This is a genomic window from Streptomyces sp. MGP-BFMKR1 (assembly GCF_057766585.1).
Map to the genome: position 1 here is coordinate 5,733,561 of NZ_CM173408.1, position 21,103 is coordinate 5,754,663.

Here is a 21,103-nt window from a genome sequence, read left to right on the forward strand (position 1 = left end):
GCCGCCGCGGAGCGCGGCCGGTGCGTGCGAACCGCGACCGGTGGCCTCTTCCGCGCGCTGCCGATGGGACCGGTGGCGCTGAACCGGAATCGGCCGCCTCTCACCCGAGAAGGGGGCGTCGTGACCGCGGAGACCTCTCAGACGCTCGATCGAGGGCTGCGTGTCCTCAAACTCCTGGCCGACACCGACCACGGTCTGACCGTGACCGAACTGTCCAACAAGCTCGGCGTCAACCGCACCGTCGTCTACCGCCTGCTCGCCACGCTCGAACAACACGCCCTCGTCAGGCGGGACATCGGCGGCCGGGCCCGGGTCGGCCTCGGCGTGCTGCGGCTCGGCCGGCAGGTGCACCCGCTGGTGCGCGAGGCCGCCATGCCCGCGCTGCGCGCGCTCGCCGAGGACATCGGCGCCACCGCCCACCTCACCCTGGTGGACGGCGCCGAGGCGCTCGCCGTCGCCGTCGTCGAGCCGACCTGGACGGACTACCACGTCGCCTACCGCGCCGGCTTCCGCCACCCGCTCGACCGTGGCGCCGCGGGCCGGGCCATCCTCGCCGCCCGCAACGGCCTGACCGACAGCGGCTACGCCCTCACCCACGGCGAGCTGGAGGCCGGCGCGAGCGGCGCCGCCGCGCCGCTGCTCGGGGTGACCGGCATCGAGGGCAGCGTGGGCGTGGTGATGCTGACCGACTCGGTGCCCGAGCGGGTCGGCCCCCGGGTGGTCGAGGCCGCGAAGGAGGTCGCGGACGCCCTGCGCTGAGCGCCGGCCACGCGCCTGGGGCCGCCGTCGCCGCGCCACGCGCCCGGGGCCGCGGATCGCCCGCGCCACGCGCCGGCGCGGGCGATCCGCCGCGCCGGCCCCCGCGGCGCTGCCCTGCCGTGCCCGGCCCCGGTCGGCCCTGCCCGGCCGGGGAAACGTCGCCGTCCTTTAGGGTGGCGGACGTGTCTCCTCGCGCTCGCATCCTCGCGGTCTGCTCCACGCTCGTCGTCGCCCTGCTCGCGGTCGCCGCGTTCGCGCCGCTGCCGTTCTCGATCGCCTACCCCGGGCTGACCGCGAACGTGCTCGGCTCCGACCGTGGCCAGCCGGTGATCACCATCGAGGGCGCCCCGACCCGGGAGACCAGCGGGCAGTTGCGGATGACGGCCATCGTCGCCACCGGCCCGGACGCGGACATCCGCCTCAAGGACGTGGTCAGCGGCTGGTTCAACGAGGGGCGCGCCGTGATGCCGCGCGACTCCGTCTACCCGGTCGGCGACTCGCCGAAGGAGGTGGACAAGCACAACCGCGAGGAGATGAAGGAGTCCCAGGACTCCGCGGTCCAGGCGGCGTTGGGGTACCTGCACCGCTCGCCGAAGGACGTGAAGGTCACGCTGCGGCTCGCCAAGGTCGGCGGCCCGAGCGCGGGGCTGATGTTCACCCTCGGCATCATCAACAAGCTGGACGGCGACGGCCGAGGCGGCGACCTCACCGGCGGCCGGATCATCTCCGGTACGGGCACGATCGACGCGAACGGCAAGGTCGGCCCGGTCGGCGGCGTCGGCCTCAAGCCGAAGGCGGCCAAGCGCGACGGCGCCAGCGTCTTCCTCGTCCCCCGCGAGCAGTGCTCCGACGTCACGGAGGAACTGCCCAAGGGGCTCAAGCTCATCCCGGTCAAGGAGTTGAAGGACGCGGTGTCGTCCCTCCGGGCCCTCGCGGCGGGTAAAGCGGTCCCGAGCTGCTGAGCGGCCGGCTGACCAGCCGCAACCCCAGACCCACCAGGGCCCAGCCGCACCGGTCGCGCAACCAGGCCCAGCCCTCGCCGGCCCGGTCGCGCGGCCCGGCCCGTCCGGCGGCCCCGGCCGGCGGCCGACCGTGCGCCAGCCGCCAGGTGGCCGCCTGGGCACGCAGTTCGCGGGCGCGGTAGTCGTGCGTGGCCGCGTGGATGTCGGCGTGCGTCATGTCGCTTCCTCCTCGTCGTCTCGTACGGTGCCGTGCTCCCGTGCGGTGCCGTCGTCTCGTACGCTCCCGTGCTCCCGTGCGGTCCCGGGCTTCCGTGCGGTGCCGTCGTCTCGTACGCTCTCGCCGTCTCGCGCGGCTTCCTCCCGCGCGACGTGCCGCTGGCCGCCCTCGCGCGGGAAGGCGTGCAGGTGCAGCCGGACGGAGGCGGCGCCGTCGGCGTCGGCCGGCACCCGGTCCCGGTAGTCGTCGATGACCTCGCGCAGCCGCTCGCCCAACTCGCCCGCGACCTCGGGGGTGAGCCACAGGGTGAAGTCGCTGATGTCGCCTCGGCGGCGCCACTCCTGGGACCAGGTGTGCATCGAGCCGAGCCAGGTGGACAGCTCGCTGGTGTGGATGCTGGCGATCTCGTGCAGCATCAGGTCGAGCGCGCCGCGCACCGCGGGGTCGTCGTGCCCGAGGAAGGTCTCCGGGTCGCTGACCTGGATGCCCTCGTGCACCGCCCGCCACCAGCGCTCGCGTGCCGTGCCGCGCCCGGTCTCCTCGGCGACGAAGCCGTACGAGGCGAGTTGGCGCAGGTGGTAGCTGGTGGCGCCGCTGGACTCGCCGAGCCGGTCCGCGAGCCGGGAGGCGGTCGCCGGACCGTCGTGCCGCAGCACCTCGAGCAGCCGCAGCCGCAACGGATGGGCCAGGCCGCGCAGCGACCGCGCGTCGAGCTGCCGGAGCGGCGGCGTCGCCCCGCCCGTGGCGGGCCTCGGGTCGGGGTCGGGGGAGGGAACCTCGCGGGTGCTCATACGGCCACCGTAAGCTTGCAAAGAAAGCCTTGCAATGCTTTCTTTGCATGACTTTCTTTGCAAGAGAGTTTCCGCAGGTGGAGCCCCTGCGTTCGGGCACGACGAGGCCCCGGCCACGCCCCACGGGGGAACGCGACCGGGGCCCTTGCCGGCACCGAAGCCGGTGCCGGTGCCAGCGCCAGCGCCGGCGTGGGGGGCGCTCAGCCCTTCCGTACGAAGCCCTCGGCCACCAGCCAGTCCAGCGCCACGTCGTGCGGGTCCTCGCCGTCCACGTCCACCTTGGCGTTCAGCCGCTGGGCCACCGCGTTGGTCAGCTTCGCGGTGATCGGGTTGAGCACCTCGGCGATCTCGGGGTGCTTCTCCAGCGTCTTGCCGTGGATCTCCGGGGCGGCGTTGTAGTTGGGGAAGAAGTGCCTGTCGTCCTCCATGACCACCAGCTTCATCGCCTGGATGCGCCCATCGGTCGAGGTGACCTCGCCGAACGTGCAGGCCGAGCCCTTGCGTACCTCGCGGTAGATGACGCCGGCCTCCATCTTGCGCACCCGCGAACCCGGCCACCGCATCCCGTACGCCTTGCGCATGCCGGGCAGCCCGTCGTCACGGAAGGCGAACTCGGTGTCCACGCACAGCTTGAGCGACCCGTCGCGCCGGGTCGCCGCCGCGACGTCGGACAGGGTGCGCACGCCGTACTTCTCCGCGTTCGCCTGGTTGACGGTCAGCGTGTACGTGTTGTTGAGGCTGGCCGGCGGCAGCCAGGCGACGCCGTTCTTCCGGTCCGCCGCGCGCACGGCGCGCCACTGCTCCCGTGGGTCGACGATCGGCTTCTCGTTGCCCAGGTAGGTGATCCATCCGGTGCCCGTGTACTCGTACATCGCGTCCGCGTCGCCCGACTTGATGGCCTCCCGGGCGCCGATGGAGCCCTGGATGTTGGTCCGGTCGAGCACCTTGGCGCCGGCCGCCTGGAAGGCGATGCCGATGACCTGGCCCAGGATGATGTTCTCGGTGAACTCCTTCGAGGTCACCGTCAGGTTGGCGCCCTCCAGCGGCTTGCCGCGGCCTATCGTGCCCGGCTCCACGTCGTCGACCATCATGCTGCCGCTGTGCAGCCCGCAGCCGCTGAGCAGGGCCGGGGCCAGCAGCGCCGCCGCGAGCCCGACGCCGAGCGTGGCCCGGCCGCGACCCGCCGGCCGTCGGCCCGTCGCCGGCCGTCGGCCCGTGGCCGCCCGCCGGCCCCTCCCGCGTACCCCCGGCATCCTCATGCGTCCCCCTCAAGCCCGCGCGGGCGCAGCAGCAGTTCGACCACCGAGGCCAGCCAGTCCACAAGCAGCGCGAGCGCCACCGTGAGGATGGAGCCGAGCACCAGGACGGGCATGCGCTGGTTGTTGATGCCGGTGGCGATCAGGTCGCCGAGCCCGCCCCCGCCGCCGAAGTACGCGAGCGTCGCCGTGCCGACGTTGAGCACCAGCGCGGTACGCACGCCCGCCAGGATCAGCGGCACGGCCAGCGGGAGCTCCACCTTGCGCAGCACCCCGACGGCCGACATGCCGATGCCGCGCGCGGCCTCGATCAGCGTCGGGTCGATGGCCCGCAGCCCCGCGATGGTGTTGGCCAGCACCGGCAGCACCGCGTACGCGACGATGCCGACCAGCGCGGCTTTGGTGCCGATGCCCAGCCAGATCACCAGCAGCGCCAGCAGCCCGATCGCGGGCGTGGCCTGCCCGATGTTGGCGATGGCCAGCACCACCGGCACCGCGGGCCGCAGCCGGCGCCGGGTCAGCGCGATGCCCAGCGGAATGGCGATGATCAGCACGAAGAACGTGGAGATGGCGGTCAGCTCGACGTGCTGGCGCAGCCGCAGCCACACGTTGCCGTCCGCGATGGCGTTGCGCGCGATGGAGTCCAGTTCGGCGCCGCGGAACCAGAGCCAGGTGGCCAGCAGCCCGATCGCGATGGTGGCCGGCAGGAAGGTGAGCTTCTGCCAGGTCAGCCGGGGTGGCTGGGCGGCGGGTGCGGGCGGCCTGCGTTCGACGTCCACGGCCCGTGTCTCGTCCGGCGGGGGCAGGTCCGTCCCCGCGCGCCCGGCTCGCCCGCCGGGTCCCTGGGTGCCCGCGCGGCTCATGCGCCGGCCTCCTGTCCCGGCCCGCGCGGCGTGCTGCCACCGGCGGCGCCCTCCTGTTCGAGGTGGGTCTGGTGCGAGCGTGCCTCGTGCAACTGGTGCTGGTGTTCCACGGCGTCGAGCCGGTCCGCCTCCAGGAGTTCGTGGACGGAGTTCATCAGCGTCTCCATGTCGACCACGCCGGTGTACTCACCGCGCCGCCCGGTGACCGGGACCCGGCCGGCGTTGTCGGTGAGCACCGCCTCCAGCGCGTCGCGCAGCGTGGCGTCCCGGGTCACCGTGTCGGCGACGAGCGTGCCGGCGCGGGCCAGCGACCCCTTGGCGCGGCTGAGGTCGCCTCTGCGTAGCCACTTGTACGGGCGCCGGTGCCGGTCGAGGAGCAGTACCTCGTTGATCGAGGCCGACCGGAACAGGTCGAAGATGGTCTGCAACGGGTCGTCGATCACCGCGGTCGGGATGTCCTCGACCGTCACGTCGCGTACCCGGGTCAGATTGAGCCGTTTGAGTGCGGCCCCGGCGCCGACGAACCCGGAGACGAAGTCGTCGGCCGGGTTGGTGAGGATCGCCTCCGGCGTGTCGAACTGGGCGATGTGCGAGCGGTCCCGCAGCACCGCTATCCGGTCGCCCAGCTTGATCGCCTCGTCGAAGTCGTGGGTGACGAAGACGATGGTCTTGTGCAGCTCGTGCTGGAGCCGGATCAGCTCGTCCTGGAGGTGGTCGCGGGTGATCGGGTCCACCGCGCCGAACGGCTCGTCCATGAGCAGCACCGGCGGATCGGCCGCCAGCGCCCTGGCCACGCCGACCCGCTGCTGCTGGCCGCCGGAGAGCTGACGCGGATAGCGGTCGTGGAACTCCCGCGGGTCGAGCCCGACCAGGTCGAGCATCTCCTCGACGCGGGCCGCGACACGGGCCTTGGACCAGCCGACCATCTTCGGTACGAGGGCGATGTTCTGCGCGACCGTCATGTGCGGGAACAGGCCCGACGACTGGATGGCGTAACCCACCTTGCGGCGGAGCTTGACCGGGTCTATGCCGGTCACGTCCTCGTCGCCGATGCGTATGCGGCCCGATGACGGCTCGATCAGCCGGTTGATCATCTTCAGCGTGGTGGACTTGCCGCACCCCGAGGGACCCACGAAGATCACCGTCTCGCCGGCCTTGATCTCCATGTTGACGTTGTCCACGGCGGGCGCCTCGCTGCCCGGGTAGCGCTTGGTGAGGTTCTCCAGCTCGATGGTGGCCCCGGTGGTGGCGCCCCGCGCGGGGGCGTTGCCGGTGGGCTGGCCGCTGGGCCGGTCGGCGGCCTGGGCGGGCTGGCCGCCGGGCTGGCCGTTGCTGGTGTCAGGCACGAATCCCCCTGGGAATGGTCAGGCGTCCGATGAGCACGTACACGGCGTCGAAGACCAGCGCGAGCAACACGATGCCGAGCGTCCCGGCCATGACCTTGTTGACCGCGTTGGCACTGCCGAGCGAGGAGATGCCACGGAAGATCTCGTTCCCGAGGCCAGGCCCGGAGGCGTACGCGGCGATCGCGGCGATGCCCATCAGCATCTGCGTGGAGACCCGGATGCCGGTCAGGATGGGCGGCCAGGCCAGCGGCAGCTCGACCCGCACCAGCCGGGACAGCCGGGACATGCCGAGCCCCCTGGCGGCGTCCACCAGGTCGGGGTCCACGCCGCGCAGCCCCACGATCGCGTTGCGCACGATGGGCAGCAGCCCGTAGAGGACCAGCGCGGTCACCGTCGGCGCGACGCCGAGCCCGGTGATCGGGATGAGCAGGCCGATCATGGCCAGGGACGGCACGGTGAGGATGGTCGCCGTGACGGTGATGGCGAGGTTTCCGGCCCACTCGCTGCGGTAGGTGAGGACGCCCAGCAGCACCCCGAGGACCGTGGCGACCACCATGCACTGGAAGACGGCGCTGGCGTGCTGGTAGGTGTCCAGCAGTAACTGGGTGCGCCGGTTGCCGACGTACTCCCAAAAGCTCATCGCGTCTCTCCTCGATCAGTCATCGGCCGCCTGCTTCACCAGCGGGATGATCCGGAGCGGGACGGGGTTCTCCATCACGATCGCCGTCGAGGCCCGCACGATGCCATCAAAGCCCACAACCCGGTCGATCACCCGTTGGAGATCGGCGTTGGAGCGTGCCACCAGGCGGCACAGCATGTCGCCGTGGCCGGTCGTGGTGTGCAGCTCCAGCACCTCGGGCACCGTCTGGAGGTGGCTGCGGACGTCCGCGCCCTGCCCCTGTTTGATCTCCAGCGTCGCGAACGCCGTCACCGGATAGCCGAGCGCCGCCGGGTCCACCTGCGGCCCGAACCCGCGGATCACGCCGGCCGCCTGCAACCGGTCAAGGCGCGCCTGCGCCGTGCCGCGCGCCACGCCGAGCCGGCGCGACGCCTCGAGGACGCCGATCCGCGGCTCCTCGGCGAGCAGTTCGATCAGCCGACCGTCCAGTCGGTCAATCCCCATGACAGCCTCCCCCGCCTGTTGCCTCTCCGCGTTCCGCGTATCCGCGTTCCGCGGCTCGTGCACCCCGTCTTATGCCCATGCGACCCGGCCACCTCCGTGATGGTCATCCTGTACAGATCGTCCGGCGAAACTCTGGAACTGCTAGTCAAGTTGTCCAGGGGATGCGCAAACTATTGCGCACCTTGTGGATCGGGGGGAGTCTGCGGCTATGACAGAGACCATCGATCAGTCCCCCGAGACGGCCAGGCAGGCCGACCCCTTCCCGGTCAAGGGAATGGACGCGGTCGTCTTCGCCGTCGGCAACGCCAAGCAGGCCGCCCACTACTACGCGACGGCTTTCGGCATGAAGCTCGTCGCCTACTCCGGACCGGAGAACGGCAGCCGCGAGACCGCCAGTTACGTGCTGGTGTCGGGCAGCGCCCGATTCGTGCTGACCTCCGTCATCAAGCCCACCACCGACCGCGGGCGCTTCCTCGCCGAGCACGTCGCCGAGCACGGCGACGGCGTCATCGACCTCGCCATCGAGGTCCCGGACGCCCGGGCGGCGTACGCCTACGCCCTGGAGCACGGCGCCACCGGCCTCGAAGAGCCGCACGAGGTGAAGGACGACCACGGCACCGTCGTCCTGGCCGCCATCGCCACCTACGGCAAGACCCGCCACACGCTCGTCGAGCGCTCCGGCTACGACGGTCCCTACCTGCCCGGTTTCGTCGCCGCCAACCCCATCGTGGAGCCGCCGGCCAAGCGCACCTTCCAGGCCATCGACCACTGCGTGGGCAACGTCGAACTCGGCAAGATGGACGAGTGGGTCGGCTTCTACAACAAGGTCATGGGCTTCACCAACATGAAGGAGTTCGTGGGCGACGACATCGCCACCGAGTACTCCGCGCTCATGTCCAAGGTCGTCGCGGACGGTACCCGCAAGGTGAAGTTCCCGCTCAACGAGCCGGCGATCGCGAAGAAGAAGTCGCAGATCGACGAGTACCTGGAGTTCTACGGCGGCCCGGGCGTGCAGCACATCGCGCTGGCCACCAACGACATCGTCTCCACCGTACGGGCCATGCGCGCGGCGGGGGTCCAGTTTCTCGACACCCCCGACTCGTACTACGACACGCTCGGCGAGTGGGTCGGCGAGACCCGGGTGCCGATCGAGACGCTGCGCGAGCTGAAGATCCTCGCGGACCGCGACGAGGACGGCTACCTGCTGCAGATCTTCACCAAGCCCGTGCAGGACCGGCCGACCGTGTTCTTCGAGATGATCGAGCGCCACGGCTCGATGGGCTTCGGCAAGGGCAACTTCAAGGCCCTCTTCGAGGCGATCGAGCGCGAGCAGGAGCGCCGCGGCAACCTCTGAGCCCCGTGGCCGGCCTCCCGTGGGCCGGCCCGCCGCTCGCCGTGCGCGCGGACAGGCGAAAACCCGGGCCCCCCGTGGGGGGCCCGGGCACGGAGAAGGCCCCAAGGCCCGTGGAGGAGGGCCACGGAACCCAGGGGCCGTTCTGCCTGGAGGATGCCTCCAGGTAACAGCGCTGGCGGCTCAGCGCTGTTAGTTGACGGCGGAGCCCAGCAGCCCGATCGGCAGACCCGGGGCGTCCGAGTTGTCGATCTGCGCCGCCTTGTCGTGGATCGTGTTGCACTGGTTGGTGCGGGCCTCGTCCAGCACCTCGATGACCAGGACGTCGATGTCCTGAACGGTCGGGCACAGATCGTCGATGATCTGGATGTTCTGCTCGAAGCGGCCGGTGTCCTCGGCCTCGGCGGCCGTCGCCGGGGTGACGGCGAAGCCAGCGGCGGCGAGGCTGAGCATCGAGCCCGCGAGCACCTTCTTGGTGTTCATGAGGTGACCTTCCTTGGTATGCGTTGGGCACTAGGCGCCGTGTAGGCACCAGCACAGTCACTAACTGCGCTCCTCGCGACCGGTTGTCGGCAAGGACGATCGTTCATCCCATCGCACCGTTTCTGGCCGCCAAGTGGGTGCGACAGCGTGACCTTTTCGCTCCTCCTGCGTATACGTGCGGTTCTGTGTCCTTTCCGTACGGACCACGCCCTGTGAGTCGCTTGCCCCGGTTGTCGACGGCTCGTACCCCTGGCCGCCCCGGCTCGGTTCCGCCCCGGAAGGGCGCCCCCGCCACCCGGTCCCGGCCTCGCCCGCGTGGCGTTCCCCCGGACCGTCGGCCGCCCGGCCGCTGGTGGGGCGGCCGGCGGCGCGGCCGGACAGGGCACCTTCCGCCCCGGCGGCACCGGTGCCAGGCTGGACGTATGAACGCTCTCGTGGCGCGACTGCGCGCAGGACTGCCCGCCGAAGCGGTGCTCACCGACCCCGGCATCACCCGCTCGTACGCCAACGACATGGCGAGCTTCTGCGCGGCGGGCAGCCCCGCCGCCGTCGTCCTGCCGCGCACCGTCGAACAGGTCCAGCACGTCATGCGGACGGCGACCGCCCTGCGCGTCCCGGTCGTCCCCCAGGGCGCGCGCACGGGCCTGTCCGGCGCGGCCAACGCGTCCGACGGCAGCATCGTGCTCTCGCTGACCAAGATGGACCGCATCCTGGAGATCAGCGCCGTGGACCGGATCGCCGTCGTCGAACCCGGCGTCGTGAACGCCGTCCTCTCCCGCGCCGTCGCCGAGCAGGGCCTGTACTACCCGCCCGACCCCTCAAGCTGGGAGCAGTGCACCATCGGTGGCAACATCGGCACCGCCTCCGGCGGGCTGTGCTGCGTGAAGTACGGGGTGACCGCCGAATACGTGCTCGGCCTCGACGTGGTGCTCGCCGACGGGCGGCTGCTGAGCACCGGTCGCCGCACCGCCAAGGGCGTCGCGGGGTACGACCTGACGAGACTCTTCGTCGGCTCCGAGGGCAGCCTCGGGATCGTCGTACGCGCGGTGCTGGGGCTGCGGCCGGCACCGCCGGAACAACGGGTGCTGGCCGCCGAGTTCCCCTCGGCTGCCGCGGCCTGTGACGCGGTCTGCGCGATCATGGAACGCGGGCACGCGCCCGCGCTGCTGGAGCTGATGGACCGCACCAGTGTCCGCGCCGTGAACGCGCTGACCCACATGGGACTGCCCGAGTCCACCGAGGCGCTGCTGCTCGCCGCGTTCGACACCCCCGACCCCGGCCCGGACCTCGCCGCCGTGGGCCGGATCTGCGCCGAGGCCGGAGCCACCGAGGTGGTGCCCGCCGAGGACGCCGCCGAGTCGGAGCTGCTGCTCCAGGCCCGGCGCCAGGCGCTGCCCGCCCTTGAGGCCCTCAAGTCCGCGACGATGATCGACGACGTGTGCGTGCCCCGGTCGCGACTGGCCGACATGATCGACGGAACGGCCGCCATCGCCGACAAGCACGACCTCACCATCGGCCTGAGCGCGCACGCCGGGGACGGCAACACCCACCCGGTCGTCTGCTTCGACCCCGCCGACGCCGACGAGGCCCGACGGGCCCGCGAGTCCTTCGACGAGATCATGGCCCTCGGTCTGGAACTCGGTGGCACGATCACCGGCGAGCACGGCGTCGGCCTGCTGAAGAAGGAGTGGTTGGCTCGCGAACTCGGTCCCGTGGGCATTGAGTTGCAGCGCGGGATCAAGGCCGTCTTCGACCCGCTGGGCCTGCTCAACCCCGGCAAGCTCTTCTGATCCGCCCGCCGTTCACGCACCCCGGCCCGGCACGCCCGCTCGCCCGCGCGCTCCGCGCCGCGCCCGTGGGAGTCCGGGCCGGTGTCCCGACCAGCGGACTATCGCAACTATGGTCCATTTGGGGCTAATTCAGGAGATGCGTGGTGTCATGGGCGGCTATCGCTCCTCGCGGTTGTTTAGTTGGCCTGGTCTGTCACACCCCGCGTAAGGAGCAGGAAATGCGCATTCGCCAGATCTTCGCTACCGCCGCCACCGCCGCGGCCCTCGTCGCCGGCGCCGGCGCCATGAGCACGGCCTCGGCCGACATCATCACCGGCGACTCGGAGCGCACCAAGGTCGTCACCGAGATCGACGACGTGAACCACACCACCAAGGTGAACGCTCCGACCATCTTCGACGACATCAACACCAACGTGCACAACAAGACCCACAACAACACCCACACCAACACCCAGAACAACGTCAAGCACAACAAGTTCCTGGCGCACCTCGACCGCGACTGATCTCGCGTACTGCTGAAGCCCAGTGCTCACCGCGACGTGAGTACTGGGCTTTTGCCTGTCCGCGATGGTCCGCGGCGCCCCGTGCCCCTCCCGCGAGGACCCGCGCCCGGTCCGAAGTCGTACGCCCCCGCCCGGCACCTTTGCCGAAGGCCCGCGAGTCGCGGGACGCGGGTCGTACGGCGAAGGACCGATTCCCGTGCGGTGGCCACCGACCTACCGTCGAAGAGGGTCAACGACCCAGCTCCAGCCGGGAAATGAGCACCGTAGGAGGCATCGTGCCGGCGCGCCTTGACCACACCATCATGCACAGCACCGACAGCACCGCATCCGCCCGCTTCCTCACCCACCTGCTCGGCGCCCCCGACCCCGAGCCGTTCGGTCCCTTCGTCGCCGTGCCCGTCGAGGGCGGCCTGACGATCGACTACGCGGACTTCATCGTCCAGCCCGACCAGATCGTCATGCAGCACCTGGCGTTCCTCGTCTCCGAGGAGGAGTTCGACGGGATCTACGCCCGCGTCCGGGAGAGCGACCTGCCCTACTGGTCGGACCCGGGGCACCAGGGGCCGCGGCAGCTCAACCACCGCTCCGGCGGGCGCGGCCTGTACGTGGACGACCCCGACGGGCACGCCATCGAGTTCCTCACGGTCAGCGAGGGGCCGGGGAGCTGACCTTCGCACCCGCACCCCTACGCCCCGTGGCCCTCCGGCGAATCGTCGGAGGGCCACGGGCCGTGCAGCCACCAGTCGTCGCCCGGGGTCGGCGTCAGCAACTCGCTCAGCGCGTCGTCGATCCCGAGCCGTTCGCTCTCCGACCCCGGCGCCACCGCCCGCAGCGTCCGCTCCAGCCAGGCCGAGACGATCGGCGCCGACGCCTCCAGGAGCGCGTCCCCGTCCGGCGAACTCAGCGCCATGCACACCACACTGCGCCCGTCCACCTTGGTCGGCCACACGCGCACGTCGCCCTGCCCGCACGGGCGAAACACCCCCTCGACGAGCAACTCGCGCGCGAACGTCCAGTTGACGGGGGAGTCGGAGCCGACGTGGAAGGTGATGTGCACGGCGTACGGCTCGTCCGTGCGGTAGACCAGCTTGGCCGGTACGGGGATGCTGCGCTCGGGAGACAGCACCAGGTTCAGTTCCAGTTCTCGTTCCACCACGGTGTGCATGCGGTGCGCCCTCTCTGCTCTGCGTTGCGTTGGCTTGGTTGCGTGGACCACGAGCCGCCGCGTGGCGACCCGCATGGGTTAGAGCGCGCTACCCCCCGCACCATTACGCGAGTTCCCACATTCAGTCGGAATTTTTTCTGAACCCGCCCGCGTGCGGGTGGTCAGTGGGTATTGCGGGGCGCGGCGCGGGGGGCCTTCTGGTAGACCTGGGGGCCGCTGCGGGGCCGTGCGGCCAGCCCAGAAGGTCGCGGAGCGCCTGTTCACCGCGCCACGCCGGTGCGGCAGACTGCGTAGCGCCACCCACCGCACAGACAGCACGGCCCAGGCGGCCGAGCAGATACGGGACATCGGAGACCATGAGCGTGCCCGGCGACAGCGGCCCCACGCAGGGCTACTACCCTGACCCGTCCATCCCCGGCTACATCCGCTACTGGAACGGCGCCGCCTGGGTGCCCGGCACCAGCCGGCCCGCCCCCAGCGAGGGGGAGGCCGTCCCCGCCCCGCCGCCCGACGCCGACGGCCAGGGCCCGCAGCTCGCCCCGACCGAGCAGCCGCCGATCGACACCACCCAACAGGCGGGCGCGGTCCCCGACCAGACGGGGCCGGTCTTCTTCGACGAACAGCCGGACGCCGGCGGCCCGGGCGGCGCGCTGCCCGAACTGCGCCCGCGCGGCGAGGTGGGCGTGCGCACGCAGGGCGCCACCCGGCCCGCCGACGCCGTGCCCTGGCACGACCCGCAGCAGTCGCCGGACAGCGGCCCCGCGCCGGGCGGCGGTTGGTACGCCGACACCTCGCGGCAGGCGGGCTTCGGGGGCGATGCGGACCAGCGCGTGTCCTGGGGCGCCGACGACGCCCCGGCCGGCCGCCCCGGCTCCGTGCCGGCCTGGGGCGACGGTCCGGGCGACCCGCGCGTGGTCCCGCCGACCGGCATCGCGCCGGCCCCGGCACCCGCCGCGCCCGGACCCACGGTGCCCGACCCCACGGCGGCGGTCGAGCCCCCGCAGGCGCGGGGCCGCGCACTGGACGCCGGCGCCGCGCCCCGCGCGGCCCTCCCGGCGGGCGGCACCCCCGTCGTACCGCACCAGGGCGCCGCGCCCACCGAGCCGGCCCCCGCCGACGCCGTCCCCGGCCAAGGCACCGGCCAGCCCGGGGTCGCCGGCCAGCCCGGGGCGGCCGGAGCGGACGGAGCCGCGCCACGGGCCAGCGGCGACGGCACGCTCACCATCCGGGCGCTGCGCCGCGAGCGGCAGGGCGCCGAACCGGGCGGCGGCCGGGGCCAGTCGGAGGACGCACCCCCCGCCGGCCCCGCCACCCCCGGCGGCCGGGACGGCACGCTGACCATCCGCGCGCAGGGCCGTGGCGGCGACGCGCGGGGCAGCGACGTACAGGCGCGCGCGGGCCAGGCCCAGGCGGGCCCCGCCGCGCCAACGCCCCCGGCCCAGCCGGCCGCCACGCCCGCGCCCGCACAGGCCGCGCCGCACCAGGACGCCCACCCCCAGCCGGTGCCGGGCACCCAGATCCCGACCCAGGGCGCCCCACTCCGCGCCCCGGCCCCCGGCCCGGCCCAGCCGGCCCCCGCGCCCCCGCCCGCTCTCGCCGCGCCGGGCCTCGGCGCCGGCCAGGCCGACTGGGCACAGCGCGTACACGACCTCGCCCAGCCGGCCGGCCCCGACGGCGCGCGCGCCGGCTCGATCGACGACGTCATCCCGTGGAAGCCCCCGGTCGACAACCCGTTCCTGAGCGCCGCCCAGGCACAGGGCCGGCCGGCCGGGCTCGGCCGCCGGCTGACCGCCCGGCTCGTCGACACGCTGGTGCTCGGCGGGCTCGTCGGCGCCGTCGTGCTGCCGCTGTGGACGCGGGCCAAGGACCACATCGACGAGAAGGTGGAGGAGGCCAAGCAGACCGGCGAGACCGTCACCGTCTACCTGCTCGACGGCACCACCGGCGGCTACCTGGCCCTGGCCCTCGCGGCGCTGCTGCTGCTCGGCGTGGTCTACGAGGCGCTGCCCACCGCCAAGTGGGGCCGCACCCTGGGCAAGAAGCTGTGCGGGGTGCGGGTGCTCGACATCGAGGACCACGACACCCCGACCTTCGGCGCCGCGCTGCGCCGGTGGTTGGTGTACGGGGTGCTCGGGCTGCTGGTCATCGGCCTGGTGAACGTGGTGTGGTGCCTGTTCGACCGGCCGTGGCGGCAGTGCTGGCACGACAAGGCGGCGCGTACGTTCGTGGCCTCGGGCCGGGAGTAGCCCGTTCGGTCGGGGGTGGCGCGCGCGGTGGTGCGCCCGCTCGGACGGGCCAGCCGGGTCGCCCGAACGGCGCTCGCCGGATGCGCCGGGCCTGCCGCCGGGTTCGACTCGGGCCATGAGCACCGACCAGCCCCAGCCCGGCTCCGGCGAGCCGCCGCAGGACGACGACCCGCTGCGCAAGGCGCCGCAGCCGCCCTCGGGCGACCAGCCCGGCCCGGGCGCTCCGGGCGCGGGCCAGCCCGGCGCGAGTGCCCCGGGCCCGTTCGACGCGGCCCACCCCGGGTCCGCCGCGAGCCAGCCCGGCGGCTGGCCCGGCGAGGGCGCACAGGGCGGCCAGGGCGGCCAGGGCGGCCCGCCCGGCGGCGGCCCGTACAACGGCTCGCCGGGCGGCGGCTCCCCGTACGGCGGGCCCTACGGCGGCCCGTACGGGGACCAGCCCGGCGGCGGGTACGGCGGCGTGCCCCCGTACGGCAGCGATCCCTACGGCGGCGACCCCTACGGCGGCGACCCCTACGGCGGGGCCGCCGATCCGCTGGCCGGCATGCCGCCGCTGGGCGGGCTCGGGCGGCGGCTGGTCGCCAGGATCGTCGACGGGCTCATCGTCGCCATCCCGGTCAGCGTGATCATGCTCCTGTCGTTCGGCGGCTACGACCCCACCGACCCCGACGACACGGGCAAGTCGTCGGCGACGCAGATCGTCTTCGCGCTGGTGTACTTCATCTACGAGGGGCTGATGCTCACCACGCGCGGCCAGACCGTCGGCAAGAAGCTGATGAAGCTGCGGGTGGCGATGCTCGACAATGGCGCGAATCCGACGGGTCAGCCCGGCTGGTTCCGGGCGGGAACCTACGCGCTGCCACAGATCGTGCCGTGTTGCGGCTTCCTCTTCTGGCTGGTCAACATCCTGTGGTGCACCTGGGACCGGCCGTACCGGCAGTGCCTGCACGACAAGGTGGCCAAGACGGTCGTGGTCTCGACCGAATGAGCCGGGGCCGCCGCCCCGTACCCCGACCGTCACACCGGGCCCCGCGGCCCCGACCGGGCCGGCCGCGGGGCGGGCTGGCGCCGACACAGATTGCCGATGGGTAACGACCCGGGGGGTATTCCCGGGCCCGATCTGGGCGCGCGCGGCGCTCGCTGATGTAATCGGGGCATGAGCGCCAACCAGCCGCCGCCCCCGTACGGGCCGCCACACTCCCCGTACCCCATGACGCAGCCCCCCGGTGTCCCCGCCGGAATGGCTCCGCTGGCCACGTCGGGCCAACGGTTCGTGGCCCGGCTGCTCGACACGTTGATCCTCGGCGTCATCTGGACGCTGGCGCTCGCCGCCACGGGCGCGTTGCAGTCCGCGATGGACGACCCGAACGACCCGGACATCGGCAAGACCGCGATCAGCGCCGTCATCACGTTCATCGTCTACTTCGGCTACGAGGGCGCCATGCTCGCCCACGACGGCCAGACCCTCGGCAAGAAGGCGGCCCGCATCCGGGTGGCCATGCTGGCCGACGGCGACATCCCGCGCGGCAAGGGCTGGTCACGGGCCGCGGTGTACGCCCTGCCCGGCATCGCCCAACCCATCCTCCTGGGCACGCTGTTCTGGCTGCTCAACTCGTTGTGGCACCTGTGGGACAAGCCCTTCCACCAGTGCCTGCACGACAAGGTGGCCAAGACCGTGGTCGTCGAGGCGCGCTGACCACACCGCGCCCCGTACGCGTCCCCAACGCCAGACACGGCGAAGCCGGCCCGTCCTTGCGGGCCGGCTTCGCCGTGTCCGGCTGGGTGTCTGGCTCTGTGGTGGGTCAGCTCCGCAGGGTGTGCTCGGTGGCCCGTGGCTCGGTGCGGCGGAGCGGGAGCCGGGTGACGGGGGAGGAGTCCGCGCCGCGGCGCGACGGCGCCGGGGTGGCCCGGGGGATCGGCACGGTCACGGCGACGAGCAGCCCGAGGGCGAGGCCGGCCACCGCGATGACCGCCACGCCCGTTCCTGATCGCGCCTCGGAGAGCAGCAGCATGGCGAGGGTCGATAAGACGACGGTCGCCGAACCGTAGACAAGCTGGGCTGGGGTCGGACGCGGCATGGCAATATCCGTCCTCAAGAAGACGATATGGGGGAGCTTTGGGGGCAGGCGTCACGCGGGTATGTCGACGGAAAAACCCTACGGTGCTGAATGCCCCAGACGGACTTCCAGTAAGCGTGACCTAACCCACGGTGCCGGTGCACAAGGGGCGCACGGAGTCATCCGGCCATACAACATCCGGTCCCAGCGCGCCGGTTGACAGCGGGGTGTGGGGCGTGGGTGCCGGGTGGGGACGCTGCACGGTCCGCGTCACGGGCGCAGCGGTCGCCAGCCCTCGATCCACCACTCCGCTCCGCTGCCGGGCTCGCGCGCCGAACGGTTGCCGCCGGCCAACTCCGCCTCACTCGCTGGCGGGAGGAGGGACGTCGCGGACGTCGGAGCGTTGAGGTTCAGCCGGGTAGTCAGCCGATTCCACGCTGCCACCACGCGGGCTGCGCATATCTGATCAGATATGGCAGTCACCGTGCCAAGTGTGAAGGAAGCTGACCCGTCGTGCGTCATGTACTGGGAACCGTCGCCGTGTTGGCCGCTGCCGCCGGAATCGTCCTGGCGGCCCGGCCGGGTGTGCCCGAGGGACCGGAGTCGAGTCCCTCCTCGACAACGCCGCCGCTGTCGTACGCGCAGTGCGTCGAGATCGCGAGCGAGATCGAGTACGGGCGGGATCGGCACGTGCGCGAGGCGGCGACCGAGCAACCGTTGGCGACCGAGCGAGGGTCGGTGATCGAACAGCGGTTTGTGGTCGAGGCCCGGGACTACGCCATCCCGTCCGAATGTGCCGATGTTATCGAGGAGTTGGCGCCCGCCCCGAGCGCCAAGCCCGGGGCCGAGGCGTACGCCTGCTTCACATCAGCGACGGCGGACCCGACGTGCCCGCCCGTGAGCACGCGACGGCCCACGCCCGACAACTGAGCCGACTGCGGCGACTTGGTGAGCGCCCCTGGACATACACCGCCCAGCCGTTCGCTATGCGGAGCGTGAAAAGCAAAAAACGTACTGGGCTGGCGTGTCCAAGTCAAGGTCTGTCTTTTCTGCATTAACTCCGGTCAAATAGCGACACTCATCTTGACTGGGGAGGCAGTACTCAGGTGAAAAGTCAACGGAGGGCGATGAGACCCATCGCCATCGCCACGGTCATCGGCGCACTCGGAGCCGGCGCGCTCTCGGTGGGCGTGGCCCAGGCCGACGACCGTAGCAGCGCCCCCGCCCCCGCGGCGGCGACGGAAGCGGCGAGCAAGGACCCCGCCGCACCGGGCAAGCACGTCGAGCACGACCTGGCAGGCCCGTTCAGCGAGCAGCAGGAGGCGCAGCGCGAGGACGCGCTGCGCCAGGTCATTTCCGGGGAGGCCAAGGCCGAACGCCGCGGCGCGTCCAAGGTGGTCAAGCTCGACCGGGGCAAGTACGTCGAGCTGGGCCGGGAGAAGACCGACAAGATCTTTACGATTCTGGTCGAGTTCGGCGACAAGGTCGACAACGAGACCACGTACGACCCCGACGGCCCGGACGGTCCGCAGCCCCCAGTCAAGAAGTACGGCGGCGACCCCGGCCCCGCGCACAACCAGATAGCCAAGCCGGACCGTGCCCAGGACAACAGCACGGCCTGGAAGGCGGACTACAACCGCAAGCACTACGAGGACCTGTACTTCTCGAAGGCGAAGAACAAGGAATCGCTCAAGAAGTACTACGAGAAGCAGTCCTCGGGCCGTTACTCGGTCGAGGGTGAGGTCTCCGACTGGGTCAAGGTCGACTACAACGAGGCCCGCTACGGCTCCAACTACTGCGGCGACACCAACTGCTCCAACGCCTGGGACCTGGTCCGCGACGGCGTGACCCGGTGGGCCGAGGACCAGAAGGCCGCCGGCCGCACCGACGCGCAGATCAAGGCGGACCTGGCCAAGTACGACCAGTGGGACCGCTACGACTTCGACGGTGACGGCAACTTCAACGAGTCCGACGGTTACATCGACCACTTCCAGATCGTCCACGCGGGCGAGGACGAGTCGGCCGGCGGCGGCGTGCAGGGCGAGGACGCGCTGTGGGCGCACCGCTGGTACGCGTACGGCACCGACGCCGGCAAGACGGGCCCGGAGGGCAACAGGGCCGGCGGCGCGCAGATCGGCGCCACCGGCATCTGGGTCGGCGACTACACGATGCAGCCGGAGAACGGCGGGCTCGGCGTCTTCGCCCACGAGTACGGCCACGACCTCGGCCTGCCGGACGAGTACGACACCACGAACCGGGCCGAGTCCTCGGTCGCCTTCTGGTCGTTGATGTCCACCGGCTCCTGGCTCGGCGAGGGCAAGGACAGCATCGGTGACCTGCCCGGCGACATGAACGCCTGGGACAAGCTCCAGCTCGGCTGGCTCAACTACGACCAGGCCAAGGCCGCCACGCGCTCCACCCACAAGCTGGGTGTGGCCGAGTACAACACCAAGGACAAGCAGGCGCTCCTGGTCGAGCTGCCGGCCAAGTCCAGCACCACCAAGATCGTGAAGCCCGCCGCCGGCAGCAAGCAGTGGTGGAGCGGCATGGGCAACGACCTCAAGAACACCCTGACCCGCCCGGTGGACCTGACCGGCAAGGCCAAGGCGTCCCTCGACCTGCAGGGTTGGTGGGACATCGAGGAGAACTACGACTACCTCTACGCGGAGGTCTCCACCGACGGCGGCGCCAACTGGACGCCCGTCGACGGCACGGCCGACGGCAAGCAGATCCCGCGCGACGGCGGCGACAAGCCGGCGCTGCACGGGGTTTCGGGCGCGTACAAGAAGCTCTCGTACCCGCTGGACGCCTACGCGGGCCAGAAGATCGACGTGCGCTTCCGCTACCAGACCGACGGCGGCGCCGCGCAGAACGGCTTCGCGGCCGACGAGATCAGCGTGACGGCCGACGGCAAGCCGCTCTTCCAGGACGGCGCCGAGGGTGACGACAACGGCTGGACCAGCAAGGGCTTCTCGCGCATCGGCGAGTCCTTCACCAAGGACTACCCGCAGTACTACATCGCGGAGAACCGCCAGTACGTCAGCTACGACAAGACCCTCAAGGTCGGCCCGTACAACTACGGTTGGGCCTCCACCCGGCCGAACTGGGTCGAGCACTACCCGTACCAGAACGGCCTGTTGATCTGGCTGTGGGACACCGCGACGCCCGACAACAACGTGAGCGCGCACCCGGGCTCGGGTCAGATCCTGCCGGTCGACGCGCACGCCAAGCCCGAGAAGTGGTCGGACGGCACCCTGATGCGCAACCGCTTCCAGGCGTACGACTCCACCTTCAGCCACTTCCGCACCGATGGCTACACCGTCCACAAGGACGGCAAGGCCACGCGGGTGCCGTCGAAGCGCGGCGTGTCCGTCTTCGACGACCGCAAGGGCACCTACTGGTACGACACCAACCCGACCGGTGGCGTTAAGGTTCCTGACACCAACACCCAGATCAGGATCCTGCACGAGGCGTGGGACGGGTCCACGATGACCCTCCGCGTCGGTCCTTCCAGCCGGAAGTGACATAGTCGCAGGTCACAGCGGTATCGGCCGTCGCCCCTAGCGGGCGGCGGCCGATTCGCGTTTAGATGCCCCTACGAGATTCTTGTTGACGCGACGTCTCAGGGGGCGATCGAGAGCATGGCAGGCGGTGGATTCACCAAGCTTCCGGGCGGCGATGTGGTGGTGGCGGTCTCGCTGCCCAGCCCGTTCGGTCGGCCGATGGGCGCGGGCCCCGGCGGCACGCTGGGTCACGGTACGTACACGGCCGGCGGTGGCGGTTCCGGAGTGATCGGTGGGCCCACTGAGGTCGCTGCGGCGGCTGAGACAGAAAGCGCGTTCATTCGCACCGGGGCGCTCAGCGGGGCCGCCGCCATGGGCCCGCGCATCCGCATCCTGGTGCACGCCGCGAACCGGCAGCGCGCCCTGACCCGGCTGCGCAACCTCGGCCTGCGCGCGGTCTACCTGCGGGGCAACGCGGAACCCCCGACTCCGGACGAGATCACGGCCGTGCTGCACCACCCCGACGGGCTGGTCTGGCGGGCCGCCCCCGACGACGACACCGAGTCCTGGCACCCGATCCGGGCACTGCTGCGCAGCACGCTGCGCTCACCCGCCACGCCCGCCTGACCTGCGGGTTTGTCAGCGGGTATGGGTACGGGGGGCGGGCGGCAGGCGCGGCGACGTGGCCGGA

21 protein-coding genes are annotated in these 21,103 nt (G+C 71.7%); 12 read left to right on the plus strand and 9 right to left on the minus strand.

What is annotated here, in order from left to right:
- The first annotated feature begins 120 nt into the window (after positions 1-120).
- The gene (locus tag AC3CHW_RS22645; protein ID WP_176161876.1) at positions 121-759 is read left to right on the plus strand and encodes an IclR family transcriptional regulator; all 639 of its coding nucleotides are present in this window, start codon (positions 121-123) and stop codon (positions 757-759) included.
- Positions 760-941: 182 nt separating this feature from the next.
- Positions 942-1,721, plus strand: coding sequence for a S16 family serine protease (locus AC3CHW_RS22650; RefSeq protein WP_187062829.1), 780 nt, complete (start codon positions 942-944; stop codon positions 1,719-1,721).
- A 213-nt stretch (positions 1,722-1,934) separates the two neighbouring features.
- On the opposite strand, the gene AC3CHW_RS22655 is transcribed toward AC3CHW_RS22650, so the two are convergent.
- From AC3CHW_RS22655 to AC3CHW_RS22680, 6 genes are all read right to left on the minus strand, one after another.
- Positions 1,935-2,729, minus strand: coding sequence for a helix-turn-helix domain-containing protein (locus tag AC3CHW_RS22655; protein WP_488467671.1), 795 nt, complete (start codon positions 2,727-2,729; stop codon positions 1,935-1,937).
- A 200-nt stretch (positions 2,730-2,929) separates the two neighbouring features.
- Positions 2,930-3,988, minus strand: coding sequence for a glycine betaine ABC transporter substrate-binding protein (locus AC3CHW_RS22660; protein WP_488467672.1), 1,059 nt, complete (start codon positions 3,986-3,988; stop codon positions 2,930-2,932).
- Complete coding sequence (locus AC3CHW_RS22665; protein ID WP_488467673.1) at positions 3,985-4,848, minus strand: ABC transporter permease; 864 nt, start codon at positions 4,846-4,848, stop codon at positions 3,985-3,987. The genes AC3CHW_RS22660 and AC3CHW_RS22665 overlap by 4 nt, the downstream gene beginning before the upstream one ends.
- Entirely contained in the window at positions 4,845-6,080 is a 1,236-nt protein-coding gene (locus tag AC3CHW_RS22670) for a betaine/proline/choline family ABC transporter ATP-binding protein (RefSeq protein WP_488471139.1), read from the minus strand. The genes AC3CHW_RS22665 and AC3CHW_RS22670 overlap by 4 nt, the downstream gene beginning before the upstream one ends.
- Positions 6,081-6,186: 106 nt before the next feature.
- Positions 6,187-6,834 (minus strand): ABC transporter permease, encoded by a 648-nt coding sequence (locus tag AC3CHW_RS22675; RefSeq protein ID WP_176161870.1) that lies wholly within the window; start codon positions 6,832-6,834, stop codon positions 6,187-6,189.
- Positions 6,835-6,849: 15 nt separating this feature from the next.
- Positions 6,850-7,317, minus strand: coding sequence for an Lrp/AsnC family transcriptional regulator (locus AC3CHW_RS22680; protein ID WP_176161869.1), 468 nt, complete (start codon positions 7,315-7,317; stop codon positions 6,850-6,852).
- Between the two features lie 208 nt (positions 7,318-7,525).
- Here AC3CHW_RS22680 and hppD point away from each other — a divergent pair, with 208 nt between their 5' ends.
- The gene (gene hppD, locus AC3CHW_RS22685; protein WP_176161868.1) at positions 7,526-8,671 is read left to right on the plus strand and encodes a 4-hydroxyphenylpyruvate dioxygenase; all 1,146 of its coding nucleotides are present in this window, start codon (positions 7,526-7,528) and stop codon (positions 8,669-8,671) included.
- A 189-nt stretch (positions 8,672-8,860) separates the two neighbouring features.
- Here hppD and AC3CHW_RS22690 read toward each other — a convergent pair whose 3' ends face one another.
- Positions 8,861-9,151 carry a hypothetical protein gene (locus AC3CHW_RS22690; protein WP_176161867.1) on the minus strand — a complete coding sequence of 97 codons (291 nt, stop codon included), beginning with the start codon at positions 9,149-9,151 and terminating at the stop codon, positions 8,861-8,863.
- Positions 9,152-9,573: 422 nt separating this feature from the next.
- On the opposite strand from AC3CHW_RS22690, the gene AC3CHW_RS22695 reads away from it, so the two are divergent.
- From AC3CHW_RS22695 to AC3CHW_RS22705, 3 genes are all read left to right on the plus strand, one after another.
- Positions 9,574-10,941 carry an FAD-binding oxidoreductase gene (locus AC3CHW_RS22695; protein WP_488467674.1) on the plus strand — a complete coding sequence of 456 codons (1,368 nt, stop codon included), beginning with the start codon at positions 9,574-9,576 and terminating at the stop codon, positions 10,939-10,941.
- Between the two features lie 218 nt (positions 10,942-11,159).
- On the plus strand, positions 11,160-11,444 hold the full coding sequence (locus AC3CHW_RS22700) for a hypothetical protein (RefSeq protein ID WP_398610772.1): 285 nt from the start codon (positions 11,160-11,162) through the stop codon (positions 11,442-11,444).
- Positions 11,445-11,698: 254 nt separating this feature from the next.
- Positions 11,699-12,112, plus strand: a complete 414-nt coding sequence (locus tag AC3CHW_RS22705; RefSeq protein WP_222625257.1) for a VOC family protein — start codon at positions 11,699-11,701, stop codon at positions 12,110-12,112.
- A 17-nt stretch (positions 12,113-12,129) separates the two neighbouring features.
- On the opposite strand, the gene AC3CHW_RS22710 is transcribed toward AC3CHW_RS22705, so the two are convergent.
- Positions 12,130-12,609 carry an SsgA family sporulation/cell division regulator gene (locus AC3CHW_RS22710; protein ID WP_459249875.1) on the minus strand — a complete coding sequence of 160 codons (480 nt, stop codon included), beginning with the start codon at positions 12,607-12,609 and terminating at the stop codon, positions 12,130-12,132.
- Positions 12,610-12,965: 356 nt separating this feature from the next.
- On the opposite strand from AC3CHW_RS22710, the gene AC3CHW_RS22715 reads away from it, so the two are divergent.
- The 3 genes from AC3CHW_RS22715 to AC3CHW_RS22725 all read left to right on the plus strand — a co-directional run bounded on the left by AC3CHW_RS22715 (position 12,966) and on the right by AC3CHW_RS22725 (position 16,548).
- Positions 12,966-14,855, plus strand: a complete 1,890-nt coding sequence (locus AC3CHW_RS22715) for an RDD family protein (protein WP_488467675.1) — start codon at positions 12,966-12,968, stop codon at positions 14,853-14,855.
- Positions 14,856-14,970: 115 nt separating this feature from the next.
- The gene (locus tag AC3CHW_RS22720; protein WP_488467676.1) at positions 14,971-15,840 is read left to right on the plus strand and encodes an RDD family protein; all 870 of its coding nucleotides are present in this window, start codon (positions 14,971-14,973) and stop codon (positions 15,838-15,840) included.
- A 168-nt stretch (positions 15,841-16,008) separates the two neighbouring features.
- Positions 16,009-16,548: an RDD family protein gene (locus tag AC3CHW_RS22725; RefSeq protein WP_488467677.1), complete on the plus strand. Its 540-nt coding sequence runs from the start codon at positions 16,009-16,011 to the stop codon at positions 16,546-16,548.
- Between the two features lie 106 nt (positions 16,549-16,654).
- Here the strand turns inward: AC3CHW_RS22725 and AC3CHW_RS22730 are convergent, their stop codons facing one another.
- Complete coding sequence (locus AC3CHW_RS22730) at positions 16,655-16,930, minus strand: hypothetical protein (protein WP_459249871.1); 276 nt, start codon at positions 16,928-16,930, stop codon at positions 16,655-16,657.
- 492 nt (positions 16,931-17,422) lie between these two features.
- On the opposite strand from AC3CHW_RS22730, the gene AC3CHW_RS22735 reads away from it, so the two are divergent.
- From AC3CHW_RS22735 to AC3CHW_RS22745, 3 genes are all read left to right on the plus strand, one after another.
- A complete protein-coding gene (locus AC3CHW_RS22735; protein ID WP_459249870.1) occupies positions 17,423-17,839 on the plus strand; it encodes a hypothetical protein in 417 nt (138 codons plus the stop codon).
- Between the two features lie 176 nt (positions 17,840-18,015).
- Entirely contained in the window at positions 18,016-20,433 is a 2,418-nt protein-coding gene (locus tag AC3CHW_RS22740) for an immune inhibitor A domain-containing protein (protein WP_488467678.1), read from the plus strand.
- Between the two features lie 351 nt (positions 20,434-20,784).
- Positions 20,785-21,039 (plus strand): hypothetical protein, encoded by a 255-nt coding sequence (locus AC3CHW_RS22745; protein WP_398610829.1) that lies wholly within the window; start codon positions 20,785-20,787, stop codon positions 21,037-21,039.
- Positions 21,040-21,103 lie beyond the last annotated feature (64 nt).

What these genes read in the sequence shown, in the direction of transcription:
- AC3CHW_RS22710 (WP_459249875.1), bottom strand. Translation starts at nt 12,609, where the DNA reads ATGCACACCGTGGTGGAACGAGAACTGGAACTGAACCTGGTGCTGTCT.
- hppD (WP_176161868.1), top strand. Translation starts at nt 7,526, where the DNA reads ATGACAGAGACCATCGATCAGTCCCCCGAGACGGCCAGGCAGGCCGAC.
- AC3CHW_RS22730 (WP_459249871.1), bottom strand. Translation starts at nt 16,930, where the DNA reads ATGCCGCGTCCGACCCCAGCCCAGCTTGTCTACGGTTCGGCGACCGTC.
- AC3CHW_RS22680 (WP_176161869.1), bottom strand. Translation starts at nt 7,317, where the DNA reads ATGGGGATTGACCGACTGGACGGTCGGCTGATCGAACTGCTCGCCGAG.
- AC3CHW_RS22660 (WP_488467672.1), bottom strand. Translation starts at nt 3,988, where the DNA reads ATGAGGATGCCGGGGGTACGCGGGAGGGGCCGGCGGGCGGCCACGGGC.
- AC3CHW_RS22655 (WP_488467671.1), bottom strand. Translation starts at nt 2,729, where the DNA reads ATGAGCACCCGCGAGGTTCCCTCCCCCGACCCCGACCCGAGGCCCGCC.
- AC3CHW_RS22725 (WP_488467677.1), top strand. Translation starts at nt 16,009, where the DNA reads ATGAGCGCCAACCAGCCGCCGCCCCCGTACGGGCCGCCACACTCCCCG.
- AC3CHW_RS22675 (WP_176161870.1), bottom strand. Translation starts at nt 6,834, where the DNA reads ATGAGCTTTTGGGAGTACGTCGGCAACCGGCGCACCCAGTTACTGCTG.
- AC3CHW_RS22695 (WP_488467674.1), top strand. Translation starts at nt 9,574, where the DNA reads ATGAACGCTCTCGTGGCGCGACTGCGCGCAGGACTGCCCGCCGAAGCG.
- AC3CHW_RS22705 (WP_222625257.1), top strand. Translation starts at nt 11,699, where the DNA reads ATGAGCACCGTAGGAGGCATCGTGCCGGCGCGCCTTGACCACACCATC.
- AC3CHW_RS22700 (WP_398610772.1), top strand. Translation starts at nt 11,160, where the DNA reads ATGCGCATTCGCCAGATCTTCGCTACCGCCGCCACCGCCGCGGCCCTC.
- AC3CHW_RS22665 (WP_488467673.1), bottom strand. Translation starts at nt 4,848, where the DNA reads ATGAGCCGCGCGGGCACCCAGGGACCCGGCGGGCGAGCCGGGCGCGCG.
- AC3CHW_RS22745 (WP_398610829.1), top strand. Translation starts at nt 20,785, where the DNA reads ATGGGCCCGCGCATCCGCATCCTGGTGCACGCCGCGAACCGGCAGCGC.
- AC3CHW_RS22720 (WP_488467676.1), top strand. Translation starts at nt 14,971, where the DNA reads ATGAGCACCGACCAGCCCCAGCCCGGCTCCGGCGAGCCGCCGCAGGAC.
- AC3CHW_RS22690 (WP_176161867.1), bottom strand. Translation starts at nt 9,151, where the DNA reads ATGAACACCAAGAAGGTGCTCGCGGGCTCGATGCTCAGCCTCGCCGCC.
- AC3CHW_RS22715 (WP_488467675.1), top strand. Translation starts at nt 12,966, where the DNA reads ATGAGCGTGCCCGGCGACAGCGGCCCCACGCAGGGCTACTACCCTGAC.